Annotated in this window: 11 protein-coding genes and 2 pseudogenes; 8 read left to right on the top strand and 5 right to left on the bottom strand. The window is 40.4% G+C overall.

Annotated features, from left to right (window positions below):
• The first annotated feature begins 448 nt into the window (after positions 1-448).
• From VST71_00075 to VST71_00040, 8 genes and pseudogenes are all read left to right on the top strand, one after another.
• Positions 449-1,126, top strand: coding sequence for a hypothetical protein (locus VST71_00075; protein MEC4684124.1), 678 nt, complete (start codon positions 449-451; stop codon positions 1,124-1,126).
• A gap of 257 nt (positions 1,127-1,383) precedes the next feature.
• Positions 1,384-1,704: a hypothetical protein gene (locus VST71_00070; GenBank protein MEC4684123.1), complete on the top strand. Its 321-nt coding sequence runs from the start codon at positions 1,384-1,386 to the stop codon at positions 1,702-1,704.
• A 170-nt stretch (positions 1,705-1,874) separates the two neighbouring features.
• Positions 1,875-2,279, top strand: coding sequence for a hypothetical protein (locus tag VST71_00065; protein ID MEC4684122.1), 405 nt, complete (start codon positions 1,875-1,877; stop codon positions 2,277-2,279).
• Positions 2,280-2,433: 154 nt separating this feature from the next.
• The gene (locus VST71_00060; GenBank protein ID MEC4684121.1) at positions 2,434-3,756 is read left to right on the top strand and encodes a hypothetical protein; all 1,323 of its coding nucleotides are present in this window, start codon (positions 2,434-2,436) and stop codon (positions 3,754-3,756) included.
• Positions 3,757-4,343: 587 nt separating this feature from the next.
• On the top strand, positions 4,344-5,006 hold the full coding sequence (locus VST71_00055) for a helix-turn-helix domain-containing protein (protein MEC4684120.1): 663 nt from the start codon (positions 4,344-4,346) through the stop codon (positions 5,004-5,006).
• Positions 5,007-5,020: 14 nt separating this feature from the next.
• Positions 5,021-5,320 carry an antibiotic biosynthesis monooxygenase gene (locus tag VST71_00050; GenBank protein ID MEC4684119.1) on the top strand — a complete coding sequence of 100 codons (300 nt, stop codon included), beginning with the start codon at positions 5,021-5,023 and terminating at the stop codon, positions 5,318-5,320.
• Between the two features lie 340 nt (positions 5,321-5,660).
• A complete protein-coding gene (locus VST71_00045) occupies positions 5,661-7,109 on the top strand; it encodes a catalase (protein ID MEC4684118.1) in 1,449 nt (482 codons plus the stop codon).
• Positions 7,110-7,585: 476 nt separating this feature from the next.
• Positions 7,586-7,720: pseudogene (locus VST71_00040) on the top strand (transposase domain-containing protein).
• Between the two features lie 165 nt (positions 7,721-7,885).
• On the opposite strand, the gene VST71_00035 reads toward VST71_00040, so the two are convergent.
• The 5 genes and pseudogenes from VST71_00035 to VST71_00015 form a co-directional block, all read right to left on the bottom strand.
• The gene (locus VST71_00035; protein ID MEC4684117.1) at positions 7,886-9,166 is read right to left on the bottom strand and encodes an O-antigen ligase family protein; all 1,281 of its coding nucleotides are present in this window, start codon (positions 9,164-9,166) and stop codon (positions 7,886-7,888) included.
• On the bottom strand, positions 9,163-10,344 hold the full coding sequence (locus tag VST71_00030) for a glycosyltransferase family 4 protein (protein ID MEC4684116.1): 1,182 nt from the start codon (positions 10,342-10,344) through the stop codon (positions 9,163-9,165). Before VST71_00030 ends, VST71_00035 begins: the two co-directional genes overlap by 4 nt.
• Positions 10,341-11,336 (bottom strand): glycosyltransferase, encoded by a 996-nt coding sequence (locus VST71_00025; protein ID MEC4684115.1) that lies wholly within the window; start codon positions 11,334-11,336, stop codon positions 10,341-10,343. The genes VST71_00030 and VST71_00025 overlap by 4 nt, the downstream gene beginning before the upstream one ends.
• A gap of 279 nt (positions 11,337-11,615) precedes the next feature.
• Positions 11,616-12,821, bottom strand: a pseudogene (locus VST71_00020) (ISL3 family transposase).
• A gap of 505 nt (positions 12,822-13,326) precedes the next feature.
• A protein-coding gene (locus tag VST71_00015) for an IS3 family transposase (GenBank protein MEC4684114.1) occupies positions 13,327-14,456 on the bottom strand; the annotation gives its coding sequence in 2 pieces (ribosomal slippage) (positions 13,327-14,198 and positions 14,198-14,456; 1,131 coding nt in all).
• Positions 14,457-14,527 lie beyond the last annotated feature (71 nt).

The raw sequence follows: 14,527 nt of genomic DNA, 5'->3' as shown, positions 1-14,527 counted from the left end.
TGCATAATATAAATATATGTGTCATTCTGAATTTATTTCAGAATCTCTAAAAATCAACAAACCTGATTCGGGATTCAGAATGACAGTTTTTGGATTTTTGTTTTTTCCACTTTCCTATCTGTCATTCCGGCAGTTCTTAAGCCGGAATCTATTCGTAAAAAGTTTTCCGACTTTTTACGAGTACATCCTATCTTGATATTAAATTAATCTACAAACACGAAAAACAATTTTTTTCTTTATAAAATAATCACTTAGAGTTGCATATGTTTCTAAAGTGTGATATAGTGAAGGGAAATTTGGGGAGAAACAAGTAGTTCGTATATTATATTGTTAGGACATAGCTATATAATTTAATGCTTCATGTTTTGCTAATAAAACACAATAAAATCAAGGGGTTTGCAACCAATATTCTTTCTCTTTTAATGCAACTTAATACTATCCGATGAATATGAAAGAACAAATTATAAGCACTTTCTATCATGTAGAGATTGAACTCGATTTTGAAAATGTCTTTTCATATTGTAAGTTTACAGAAAGTTCATTGGAAAATGAAAAAGTTAAATTTAAAGAAATATACCAGGCAAAAGTAAGTGAATTGACTGCGGATGAAAAAGAGGACTTTGATGGGTTCTCAATTGATATTGACTGGAAATTAAATGATGTATTCCCTGCTTTGCAGTGGAATTCAATTTTTAATTCAGCTTACACAATGTTTGAAACCCATATGATTGAGCTATGCCAAATTTTTGAAAAAAATATCTCAAAAGAAATCTGCCTAAAAGACTTGAAAGGAAAAGGCATTGAACAGGCCAAAATATTTCTTTCAAAAGTCATTGGCATTAAAAAGGTTTTTCATTCTACAGAGTGGAATGAAATTCAAAATTATTCAAAGGTTCGTAACCTTCTAGTACATGCTTCTGGGAAATTAGATCTCACTCAGAAAAAGCACAAATCAGTTTTTGATTACGCAAGAAAACATCCCCACTTAATTGTACATCCTGAAGACCCAGGCTCAGGTTGGGCTCAATTAACAATACTCCCAGATTTCATATATGAGGCATTGCTTGCCTATAGAATATTTTTAGGTAAAATCTGCAAAGTTCAGATACCAACAACCAATGGCTAACATGGTAGATTTTTTCCATACCGGATATTATTAACTTGGCAACTCTTCAGGGAGACATATCCGTCAGCAAAGCTAACCACTCAGCCAGCAAAAGAACTCTGTATTTGTTTGCCAGGTTAATAACTGACAAAAAAGGTAGTATCAGGTGGTATATGTCAATTTCTTATTGTGAATTTTCTGGATTGCTGCTAATATGCCAACAGTGCTTAATATATCGTTATACTGATTAAAAATATACCCCCCAAAGGAGGCATCAAATGTTTCAAGACTTTAATAACAACCAATTAGAATTACTTTATCGTGGATTAAAATCATTAATAGAAACAAATTCAGGCCTGGGGTTACATAATGCCGATGGTGGACATCCTGTGTATATTGCTGGTAGTCAAGGGAACATTAATCAAGATCAAAAATATGCTGATTCTCCTGAAACAAGTACACTTTTCCAAATGTTGTCCAGCCTATCAGAAAAATTAAAGAAAAATGGAATTGAGTCTCATTCCTATAGATGGTGGTACGATTTCAGTGATTGGCAAAAATATTGCGAATTTATCATTGAAGCATACAAAAAAAATTAATATTTATTTGATTTCAAACAAGTACAAATAAAATAACCATTAATCGTCTCAAAATAGTCAAGATGACATCCTCTCAACCCTGAGCTTCAAGAGCAGATAGATTGACTCATTGATGTCAATTCAATTATGAGACATTTAATAATTGTTAGTTAGCCAATAAAGGAGAATTCATGCGTATAGCCGCACTATCACTTATTCTATTTTTTCTCGTAGGCTGTTCTAATTCATTGGATGAAAAAAAGATTAAATCAAACCCTTCATTTGTCATGGGCGACAAATTGATGTGTACTATCATTCAATCGTCTGACAAAAATGATATTGGTAAAAATTTGACCTTTACGGGGTTGAATAGTTCCTTTCCAGATGTCCTATTTGAAAGCGGCATGAACTATTCCTTCAGAAAAAGATTTGAAAACGAAAGGACGCTTTCTTTAGTTTTGGCCGGTGAGTCAAAAAGTGGTGGCATTGATAGCTTCGTCATTGACAAGAAAACGGGCAAATTTTCTCGTGTTTCAGCTGGTTTAATTACTTTTTCTGGAGTTTACGCAGTCGCATCATTGGGGGTTTGCAATTAAGAGATTTGGCTAACCAATTAATCAAGCGGACGGGAAATGCAGGTGTGCTTCCCAAAAAGCAAAACCAAATTGCGCTGGTAGGCCGTAACGTTTCGGCGCCACCGTTTATCATGAACCGTTATACGCTAAATAATTAATAGATAGAGAGGTTGTAATGCTCGAAAATCCAATTATTCGATTTAACGAGAATCTTGAAGGGTTACGTGATTTTGTTGAAATGGTCTCTGGCTTCCTTGAAAAAAAACAAGCCGATGATTTATCTGAAGACCCTATTGGGTTTATACCAATGATACTTGCACTTAGTGAATTTGATCCTGATCTTTTTGATATTGACGAAGAAAGAAAAGAGAAATTTAAAGCTCTGTTTGGCGATAACATTGAAGTCATGATTGAAGAATCAGACGACAACGATAAAAAAAGTATTAAATTAAAAATTGGTGACGAAGGTCAAAAAAGATTTGATGATGCTATGTCACGATTTAAAAAATCAAGAACAAGGCAGGAAAACCTGTATCACAGCTCACTGATTAGCTTAATTAGTTCTGTGGAGTGCTTTTTAGCTAGCCTAATACATATTTATTATGATAAAAGTCCTAATGCTGTGGATTTAAAGGATAAGATCTTAAGTCTTGAAGATCTAAATGCCATTGGTTCAGTAGAGGATGCCAGAAAGTACATTATAGATAATAAAGTGGAAGGTGTACTACGTGGAAGTTTCAATGATTGGATGGTTTTTATGAAGCAAAAAATGAAGCTTTCTGCAAGCTACGTTAATGAACACAATGATGAGCTTGTTGAAGCTTGTCAACGAAGAAATTTGTTAGTTCACAACGGTGCCATTGTGAATTCAACTTATATTAGGAATCGTCCAGAGACATTAGGAGAACCACCTAATATTGGGGAACTGCTAGGAGTATCCCCGGAATATCTGGAGGATAAAATATCAAGATTTGAACGTTGCTTTATACTCATCGCAGCAGAGCTCTGGAAAAAACAAGAACCTGATAATAATTTGCGTGGTTCGTTATTAATTAAATTAGCCTTTGACCATTTAGAACGAGAAAGATGGGAAATTTCTGAATCTCTGAGTTATTTCACAATTGGTGATAAAGCCCTTCCTGAATCAACGAGACTTATAGCACAAATAAATTATTGGCAGTCAAAAAAATGGCAAGGTATGTATGAGTCTGTACAAGCGGAAGTCGATGATGCAGATTTCTCGGCAAAAGAACCTATTTACCTATTGGCAAAGTATGTTTTACAGGAAAATTACGAGCTAGCACTTGATCTTATGCCAAAGGTAATAGAATCAGGCAAGTTGGATATTAATGATATTAAGAAATGGCCTCTGTTTAGGCTAATTAGAACCGAAAGAGAAAACGAACTGAATGAACTTATAGATAAATATGATATAAATGATAAGCAACAGCCAAAATTATCAGAGTCCACAGCAAACGGTTCCGGGGTCACCCATTAAAAGGCCCCTTGTCAAGAGAAAAAAGGGGTACTGTCAACTATTTTGTGTAAATTTGATAGAAAGGCAAATTAGGGCGCACCTTCCAGCAAGGAAAGGCGGGGGGTCAAGTCTTGCTTCTTGCATTTTAGGGTCACCCTTTAAGTAATTTGCTTAAGGGGGAACACATTCGGGGTCGCGTCTTAAATATTAACTATTGACTTCCTGAAGTGCTTTACTTAAAATATCTTTAACACAAATAAGTACACATCACTAACATATTGAGTAACCCCTAATGGCAAGACCCTTAAGAATAGAATATCCTGGAGCATATTATCATGTGATAAACCGTGGCAACGGTGGAGAGAAGGTATTTAAGGGGATAGGCGACAAAAAGAAATTTCTTGGATACCTCGAAAAGACCGTGGAACGGTTTTCATTAATACTCCATACCTATTGTCTCATGGACCAACCATTACCATCTGCTAATCGAGACACCTCAACCAAATTTAAGCGTTGCCATCCAATGGCTTAATGTCAGTTATGCTGCATACTACAACAGAAAACACCAAAGAAGTGGCCATATCTTTCAGGGAAGATATAAGGCTATATTGATAGATGCAGATGAATACTTAGGCCAGCTTTCCCGCTACATTCACCTCAATCCGGTACGTGCAGGGATGGTTACAACTGTAGAGCAATATCCATGGAGCAGCTATCCTGCATTTATCGGAAAAACAAAGGTGCCAGCCTGGCTGGAGACAGGACGGCTATTGGGGTATTTGGGGAAGCAGAAAAAGAGAGCGATCAGAAACTACAGGAACTTTGTAGAAGGTATTGATGCAAAGACCCTTGAAGACCCCGGCAAAGACGTAGTTGGCGGGTTTATCCTGGGAGACTCAGACTTTGTTGGATGGGTGAGAGAAACATTTCTTTCAAAAATGGAAGACAAAAAGGAGATTCCGCAACTTGGCAAATTGAAATCCAGGCCATCCCTGAAGAAAATCCTTCAGGCAGTATGCGATGAATTCAGGTGCAGTGAAGAAGATATCCTGGTAAGAGGCCGAAAGAAGAATAAGGCCCGAGAGATTGCAATCTATCTTGCGAGAGACTTCAGTGGATTATCATGTAAAGAGGTGGGTACATTTTTTAATAGTATATCAGGGGCTGCAATTACCATGAGGTATAAACAGGTTGCTAAAGATGTTGCCAGTGATAAAAGCCTAAGGCGTAAGGTAAACAGGCTCAGGAAACATTTAACACTTAAACTTTAAATTGGATGGATTAAATGATTGTAAGGATATTTAGAGTCAGGATTCATCAGGAATTTAAGCAGGATTTCGAAAAGGATTTTGACCTAATTTCACTACCATTGGTGAAGGCCCAAAAAGGATTAATTTCCTTATCATTCGGCAAGGTCATGGATCGAGATAAAGATGAGTATGTTCTGATTACCACATGGGAAAATCAAGATGCCTTGATTGCTTTTTGTGGAGAGGATTGGGAACAAGCATTAATACCACATGGAATGGAAAAATATATCAGGAAATGCTGGCTGTATCATTTTGAGCAAATCCACAAGGCCTGACCAAAAGATCCGGGGATACAAAAACACATGTGTCATATTGCATCACAGAATACGTTTTAATGAAGCATGTTTTACTCATTTCAGCTCAAGGCTGTTTTGGGTAATGGAAATGACTTCGTGACTGTCCCACAAAATACATAGGCAATACCTTTGCCTACAATTTGGGCATGGCGGAGATGTCCATGAATTTCTCACCTTCCTGAGACCTGAGACAAACTTTTCAGAAACATGGTAACATTTCACTATCACTCTTTCCTCTGGAGAGGCTAACGAAAATCGGCTAAAGGAATCGTGACTTATCTGGTCTGCACAAACCAAAAACTGATAAGGAGAAGACATGATGAAAGATGAAAAGAAGAAGTTGACTACCGATGCAGGCGCTCCTGTGCCTGACAATCAGAATGTGATAACCGCCGGACCTCGCGGACCGCAATTGCTGCAGGATGTCTGGTTCCTGGAAAAACTCGCCCACTTTGATCGAGAGGTCATCCCCGAAAGGCGCATGCATGCAAAGGGATCAGGAGCTTATGGAACCTTTACTGTTACTCATGACATTACCCGCTACACGAGGGCAAAAATTTTCTCGGATATTGGAAAGCAGACCGAACTTTTCACACGTTTCTCAACAGTGGCAGGAGAACGCGGAGCAGCAGACGCAGAGCGCGATATCCGCGGATTTGCCATAAAATTCTACACCGAAGAGGGTAACTGGGACCTGGTGGGTAATAACACTCCCGTCTTTTTTCTGCGTGATCCACTCAAGTTTCCCGACCTTAACCACGCGGTGAAACGGGACCCTCGAACAAACATGCGCAGCGCCCGCAATAACTGGGACTTCTGGACATTGCTGCCGGAGGCGCTACACCAGATTACAATAACCATGAGCGACCGCGGGATTCCATTCTCTTATCGCCACATGCACGGCTTTGGCAGTCATACCTTCAGCCTCATAAATGCCAGAAACGAACGGCACTGGGTCAAATTCCATTTTGTCAGCCAACAGGGCATCAGGAATCTCACAGATGCTGAAGCCGAGGTCCTCATAGGCAAGGACCGCGAAAGCCACCAGCGCGACCTCTATGAAAGCATTGAGAAGAAAGACTTTCCGAAATGGAAGCTTTTCATCCAGATAATGACAGAAAAAGAAGCTGTCAACTGCCCCTACAATCCATTCGACCTGACAAAGGTCTGGCTCCGCAAGGACTACCCGCTAATTGAGGTCGGGATTATGGAACTGAACCGCAACCCCGAGAACTATTTTGCCGAGGTTGAGCAGTCTGCTTTCAACCCGGCCAACATCGTTCCAGGCATTGGTTTTTCACCTGATAAAATGTTGCAGGGCCGTCTCTTCTCCTATGGTGATGCCCAGCGTTATCGACTTGGAGTTAACCACCACCTGATTCCAGTCAATGCATCGCGCTGTCCCTTCCACAGTTATCATCGCGATGGCGCCATGCGAGTCGACGGCAACTATGGCAGCACTATCGGCTATGAGCCTAACAGCTACGGTGAGTGGAAAGAGCAGCCAGAGTTTTCAGAACCACCTCTCGGTCTTGAAGGGGCTGCTGATCATTGGAATCATCGTGAGGACGACGATTACTATACCCAGCCCAGCCTGCTTTTCCGGCTGATGAGCCCTGATCAGCAGAAGGCTCTGTTTGCCAATACCGCCCGAGCCATGGGTGATGCTCCCAGGGAGATCAAAATCCGCCATATCGGCAACTGCATGAAAGCTGATCCGGCTTATGGAAATGGAGTTGCCGACGCTTTGGGCATTTCGATTGTATAGGGTGACCATGGGGGTAACATGCTAAATATTAAGTATTCGATTATGATGAAGCCGAGGCAATATCTAAACTTAATATTTAAGATGCGACCCCGGGTGGTTGCCCGTAAAGATGCGACCCCGGGTGGTTGCCCGGGTGGTTGCGCACCGGGTGGTTGTGCTGTTGGAACAGGTGGCCGCTTTCATTGGAATAGGCAACCATACTCCCGTGCCAGCTCCCGGATATGTGATACCCGATTCCTTCCCACCTTCAGGTCCCGGCATACACCATTAAAACTTTTTCCGGCCACCTCTGTCGACCGGATCGTTCATCACAGCGTAATTCTGGAGCTCAATATTACAAGTTACCGGATAAAAGAAAAGAGGTGGCCGGGTTTGTTTGGACAGGCAGAAGCGATTTATAAGTGATAAGCTGCCCATTCATGCCGCCACCCACTTCTGAGGCAGCGTACCGCAGCAAACAACATTTGGGGTTCCCGAAAGGCAACGGCCTGGAGCCTTATGCCTATCTGCGCTTTCTCTTTGAAAAACTGCCCGGTGCCGATACCAACAAGGATTACAGAGCCCTCCTGCCTCAATACCTTAATCGTGGCTCCAGCGTCCTTCCTGGTTAATCACGTGGGGTTTATTTGACGCTTACTCAATGCGTTACGTCTTCTTTCTTGCTGTATTGGCGAAACTTCAGATTGAGAATCAGGGGTCTTACGGTTCTGAAGACAAAAAATGTAATGTTTTCAGGGGGGTACAGTCAATTGAAACCTTTATCTCTTAAACTCCTGTTATACCTGTCGGTGGGACGTAACACTTCTTTTCCAAAGACCAAACAAAATACCGAGCGTCATCATTAATGTAGGGGACTCTATTACATTCAAAGTTGCCCCACAGGAAAATATAATCAAACAAAAAACAAAAAAATATATATTCTCCTTATTATTCAACTTTAAAAAAAGCAAATTATATAAAAGATAGAAAATAAAAATAATTAATACAATAAACCCAAAGTCAACAAATAAATACACATATAAATTATCTGCCGCATTGTATATGTTCGCTTCAAAATATTTCTGCGCAGCTCCTATGCCACCCAACCCTCTTCCGGTAAAGAACATATGGTACCCAGAAAGTAATTTAACTGCATTCGGCCACATATATTCAATTCTTTCTATATAAGAGCCAAATAAAAATTTGGCAGCATGGGAATGTAAAAATCCATTGGGCAAATAAGATTTCCTTAATAAGGCAAATACCGGGGGTATAATTCCAACCAAGAATAGAGCAAATAAAAGGACGCGGGATAATAGGTCGGCAAATAATTTGGGAATGTTATTAACCCTGTCATATATTTTTATTAACACAAAGAAAAATATAAAAATTAGAAAGGCAAAAAAAACGGTCTTGGAAGTTGTTAGCGTTATTCCTACAAAGGATAAAGCTAATAAAAGGTAGTCATAAAACTTCATGTAAAGTTTTAATTCAGACTTTAATTTATAACTGATAACGATATAAAGCACAGATAGTGAGAAGAGTAAAAACGCTGTTTCAAAGGATGCCCTTCCAAAACCTGATAGTCTGGAAACGCCAAAGGTGCTCCATTGACGAGAAGCTTCTATTGAGAAACCAAGTAGTTCGTACTTAAAACCCTTCCATGGCAGAAGGTGCAAATACTCTAAAATTAAGCCGAAGATAATAATAGGAACAAAAACCCTGAATATTTTCAGAAAAAATCTCTCTTCCACCTTTAAAGAGTAAACAGCAATAAACCCTGCAAAAAAAGACAGAAATACTTTAAAACCAAATAATATTTGTAAAATGCTTAATTTGTTAATGTAACCTATTGCAATACCATAAGCTAAAAACAAAAAGATAAGCAAAATAACTTTATTTATTCTATTTTGATATATTGCATTAAATATAAAAACTAAGAATAGACTAAATAGCAATAAATCCTTCATATAAATAAAATAAGGTACACTGGTTTTAAAAAACACAAACCGTAATGGAGCTTCAAAGACTATAAACAAAAACCAGGTAAATAAAATAATTTTTGTTAAGTTTCTCATCTTTGAACCTTTCTATATACTCTTATATATTCATCTACGATTTTATTTCTATCAAATTTTTCTGAAAGCTCCAGGCAGTTCCTTGAAAACTTGCTAATCAGGTCAGGATTATCAACAAATACTCTTAGTTTTTCTTCTAAATCTCCCCTCTTATCAGCACAAACAACAAAGCCTGTTCTGCTTTCATCTATGATTTCCGGCATACCTCCCCGATCAGAGGTTATCACAGGAATACCATATGAATAAGCCTCAGGAATAGTTCTACCAAAAGGTTCATTCCATAATGAAGGCACAATCAGAACATTAATTAAAGGGTAGATTTCCTCAGTTTTCCTATACCCCATGAAAAATATATTCTCCGCCTTGAATTTTCTTACCAAATATTCTTCATATGTCCTTGTAACACCTCGTCCAAAAACAAAAAGTTTCGTATTTTTAAATCTTCCTTCGGAAAACTCAGTTAAAAGATACTCTATACCTTTATCTGGAGATAACAAACCTACAAAACCAAACCTCAGGTCCTTATCACTGCTATGCCCGAGAGTTTTAGTAGCCCCGTCTATTGGATTATGTATATGAGTTTTTTCCTTCGCTTTTTCAAAATAACCTCTATCTAAATGCATATTCAAAACAAACCTACTTACACCGATTACAGCTTCAACATTATTTGAGAGTATCTTCTTTGGAACAGAATAACACTTGCAAATCAAGCATTGACTTGAACAGTTTCTGTCCTTATGAAACATGGAAGACTTTGGGCACAGCAAATAATAATCCCTGATGGTATGAACAATGGGAATACTTAATTGTTCAGCTATTCTCCATACATAAACGGAAAATCCTGCCAAATTATTCGTGTGAATAACATCAGGGGATTCCCCTTCGATCCTGTTTTGTATCTTCTTTTTAATCAAAGGATTATAGGCATCCAGTAAATGCCAAAACGGCTTTTTATATCCACTCTGTTCCTTAGCCCTGTACATCCAGTAAAGATTGGGAGAGCTTACATAATAATTTTTGACACCGCTCACATACTCCACTTTGTCGGCATCTGCGGTGCTCACTACAGCAGACTCCACACCTTTCTCCTTCAGCCCCTCGGACAGGATGCGAACAGAATTTTCAGCCCCACCAATTACATGTGGATGATATAAAGAATTAAATATTAATACTTTCACAAACTTCTCCCAAGTTGTCCCTCCAAACCATCGGTTACGGCTCTTATTATCAAGGAATACATATCCTTTTTTCCTTTCGATCTCGACAAACACCACAATAGCTTCAAATAGACAAACTTATTAACATTGTATGCAAACTTATTAGTTGATAGGCTGTTTTTCTCAAAAAAAACCCGATTCCGGATTGTATAGTATACCCTAGAACCTTCCCCGCTTAAGAAGGTTTTCAATTGCCCTCTTTTATCCTTCAAATGCCAGGATGTATCAATATCTCTAATCTTGCTGTTGGGAACCAAAAATATTCTGCCACCTTTTTGGGATACTCTATGGGTAAATTCATGGTCATCACCATAAAGGAAAAATTTCTCTTTAGGATATCCTGTTTCCTGCAACAACTCCCTATTAAAAAAAAGGCCTCCATAAGGAGCATACGGAACTACTGTTTTATCTATATATTTTTTTGTATTCTTTTTTTTTCTTATCCATGTTTTATTTGAAATTTTTGATGGCAGAGCCAGAAGATCAAATCCCAGAAAACTGTTTTTTCTTCCAAACCATTTTTCTGCAGACTCACCTTGAGCAACCATCACATATTGTTTTCTATCCTCTCTTAGAGACAACAAGGCTATTCTTCTCTTCTTATGTTTTTCTTTTACTCTATCCCATGCATTAATTAGTATATTCAGTGCATCCTTTTCAGGTTTGTTATCATCATCAAGCAGCCAAATAAACTCACAATCCTCACAGTTGTTGGCCTCCTGTAATCCCCTCTTATAGCCCCCGGCAGAGCCTGTGTTTTCCGATAAATAAATTACTTTTAATCTGTTTTTAAAAAGATCCTCCAATCTTTTTAATCTCTTGTAACTTTCTTTAACAGAGTTGTTATCAACAATTATAATTTTTGTAATCTGCTGCTCAACCAAAGAATCCACAACCTGCCTCAAGAGATGAAACCTGTTAGCATATGTTACTATGACAACGCAAACTTTCATATCTTTGCCGGATCTATCTGCATATCGGATTCACTGTCATCTCTTCTTGCAATTAGCACCAATCCCTCGCCCAACGGGCGCAATTCTGTAGCCATAGCTTCTATAGCCCAAAACAGGTTACCCTCTATTTTCGTGCAACGACATGGCAAATCAGTTATGTAAAAGCTACCCCCTATTTTGATAAGCCAGCTTCTGGCCCACATCTCCGGAGCAAAAGCTCCCTATGTATGTCACCTTCTTTTTGAATAACCCAGGGATAGGGTATATATTTTTGCCTCGTCAGAAGAATTTATGGGCAACTTCCGGTTGAGGAAGAGCGCCAAGTGTATGATATAATGCAATTTCTTCGGCATCATAGGTACGAAAACCATAAGCTTTTCTGGTAGTCAGTTTTGCTTTATTGTTAAGACCCTCCACAACACCGCTGGAGACCTGTCCTTTGGCTCGGAACCAGTTGAGCAGAAGTTCCCAATGTTTTCTCAGCATCCGAGCTGTCTTCTTCATCGGCTCAATCTTTGAACGCATTGTCTTTGCACACCATTTATCAAGAAACCATCCCGCCCAATAGGGTGATTTATATGTACAGAAGAACTGAAACTCCTCTTTTAGCAGGTAGCTTCTGACAGACTTACGGTTGTACCGAAGAAGGTCAGCAAGTTTAACCTCCTGCTTGTTGCTCAGGTTTTCCGGCTTCTTAAGCAAAAGCCAGCGTGTCTTCGTCAGCACCGGTTCATAGCCCTTGGCCTTCAGGTCTCTCGCCTCCGTGACACGAACTTCATCCCCGGAGCAAGTCCGGGGTGACATAATGTGAAAGCGGTCCAACACATGGATTGCCTGTCCAGCCTTTCTGGCAATCACTTTCAGGTATGGTTTCCACATGTCACTGCATATGAAACTCAACGACTCACTTCGTTCTTTGCCAAACCAACGGAAGAATCCAAGCAGTGTTTTAACCTTCCGTTTCTTTCCTATCCAGAGCAGCCGTTTGCAATGGGCATCTATCTGGTACACCCGCGTAAGATACTTATGCCCACGCTGCCAGTGGATTTCATCAATCCCTATTGCTTCTATATTGGTCAGCTCCATATGCTTACGCCCCCACTGCACTGCCATCTCCACCGAATGAAACACACATGTTCCCAAGTCGTGTGAAATACTTCGGCTACCTCTTTCCAGCTAAGCCGTTTGCCCCATCCTGCAAGATACCATGCATAGGCATTACTCAAACGATGCTTACCAGCCGCGGTGCATAAAGAAAAAATACCTTGATCCCCCACAAAACGGTATAAACTCAAACAGCCGCTCCCCCAATCTATCATATCCCGCTCCTCGACGACCACATCCAGAACATTCAGGACTACTCTTCGCCCTCTCTCGAACCTCAATTTCTATTGTTGCTTCCCCTTCCCCCTCTACCCAGCTAACCCTTCCATATACAAATGACTTGATTTTTAGTACCCGGGTTAGGATAACCTTTAGTTGCATCCTGCCTCCTTCGCTCTGTCAGTTGGTTGTTCTTCGCTTCCATTTTGACAGACTTGGAGCAGGATGCGCTACTTTTATTCCTTCTCTACCTTTCTCTTTCCTCTTCCTTCATCCTTTGCTTTACCCACGAATTTTCCTGAAGAGCCTTTTTTTTATCATTCTCAATCCTCAAAAAGCCAGTATAGACAACTCCCACATAGTGACACAGTTTCAAAAACTTTCATCTGTTTTTCTAATTTTTGAGGAAGCCATTCATCATCGCTACAGGCTCCCATATCCCATCACCAAAAACAGGACCAATAATTTCTACTTCGTAACGCCTTTGAAGAACCTTATTAACCTGGCAAACAAATACAGAGTTCTTTTGCTGGCTGAGTGGTTAGCTTTGCTGACGAATATGTCGCCCTGAAGAGTTGCCAAGTTAATAGCTAACAAATATGCTCTGCAGAGGTGGCCGGGATTGTTTGGACAGGCAGAAGCGATTTATAAGTGATAAGCTGCCCATTCATGCCGCCACCCACTTCTGAGGCAGCGTACTGCAGTAAACAACATTCGGTGTCTTTCGGTCAAGGCTCTGATGCCGACGCCGATGGTTGTAGAACTCAAAATATATTTTGAGTCCCTGCCTCAACTCTCCTACCGAGTCATAAGCCTTCAGATACACGTCCTCGTACTTTACACTTCTCCAGAGCCGCTCGATAAAGACATTATCCATCCATCGGCCCCTGCCATCCATACTAACTCTAATATCCTGAGAGATGAGTATCTCCGTAAACGCTTCCGATGTAAACTGGCTGCCTTGGTCTGTATTAAATATCTCCGGGTTCCCGAATCTCTCAAGCGCCTCCTCAAGCGCCTCGGTGCAAAACAAGGTGTCCAAAGTGTTTGAAAGCTGCCAGGACAGCACACGGCGACTTGTCCAATCCATAATAGCTACGAGATAACAAAAACCCTTCGCCATCGGTATATACGTTATATCTGCCGCCCAGACCTGGTTCGCTCGGCTGATCTCAAGGCCCCTCAGTAAATACGGGTAAACCTTGTGGTCACTATTCGGCTTTGACAAACGTGGCTTTCTATACAGCGCTTCTATTCCCATCTTCTTCATCAAGGTCCTGACATGCCCACGCCCTACCTCGTAGCCCATGCCACACAGTTCATCCCGGATTCTCCTTGACCCATAAAAGGGGTATTTTAAGTGGATCTCGTCTATGTGCCGCATCAGCTCTATGTCTCTCGATCTCTCCAAAACCGCCTTGTAGTATAGGCTCGAACGTGACAGCCTCAATATCTCACTTTGTCGTGTCAGCGGTAATTCATGCTCCGGGTTTATCATTTCTTTGCGCCTGGCTCGGCTATGCGCCCGAGCGCTACTGATAAAAAATCGTTCTCCATTGTTAACTGTCCGATCTTCGCATGTAACTCCTTGACCTTAGGCCCCTCCTCTCCCTTCCTCTCTTTTGCAAACACTTCTTCGGCCCCTTCCTGTAGCTGCTTCTTCCACTTACTGATCTGATTCGGATGTACCTCGTACCTTTCCGATAGTTCTATTACCGTCTGTTCCCCCTTCAGTGCTTCCATCGCTACCTTTGCCTTGTATCCCGCTCCGTGGTTCCTTCTCGGTCTTCTTGCCATTTCTGCTCCTCCTTTTTTCCTTCCCTATTTTAGAGCAGCTTTATCACTTTTGTCCCTGTCCAGTTTTTCCC

It is taken from the genome of Nitrospirota bacterium, from assembly GCA_035873375.1.
GTDB lineage: Bacteria > Nitrospirota > Thermodesulfovibrionia > Thermodesulfovibrionales > JdFR-85 > BMS3Bbin07.
This window is presented reverse-complemented; position numbering and strand designations above follow the sequence as displayed.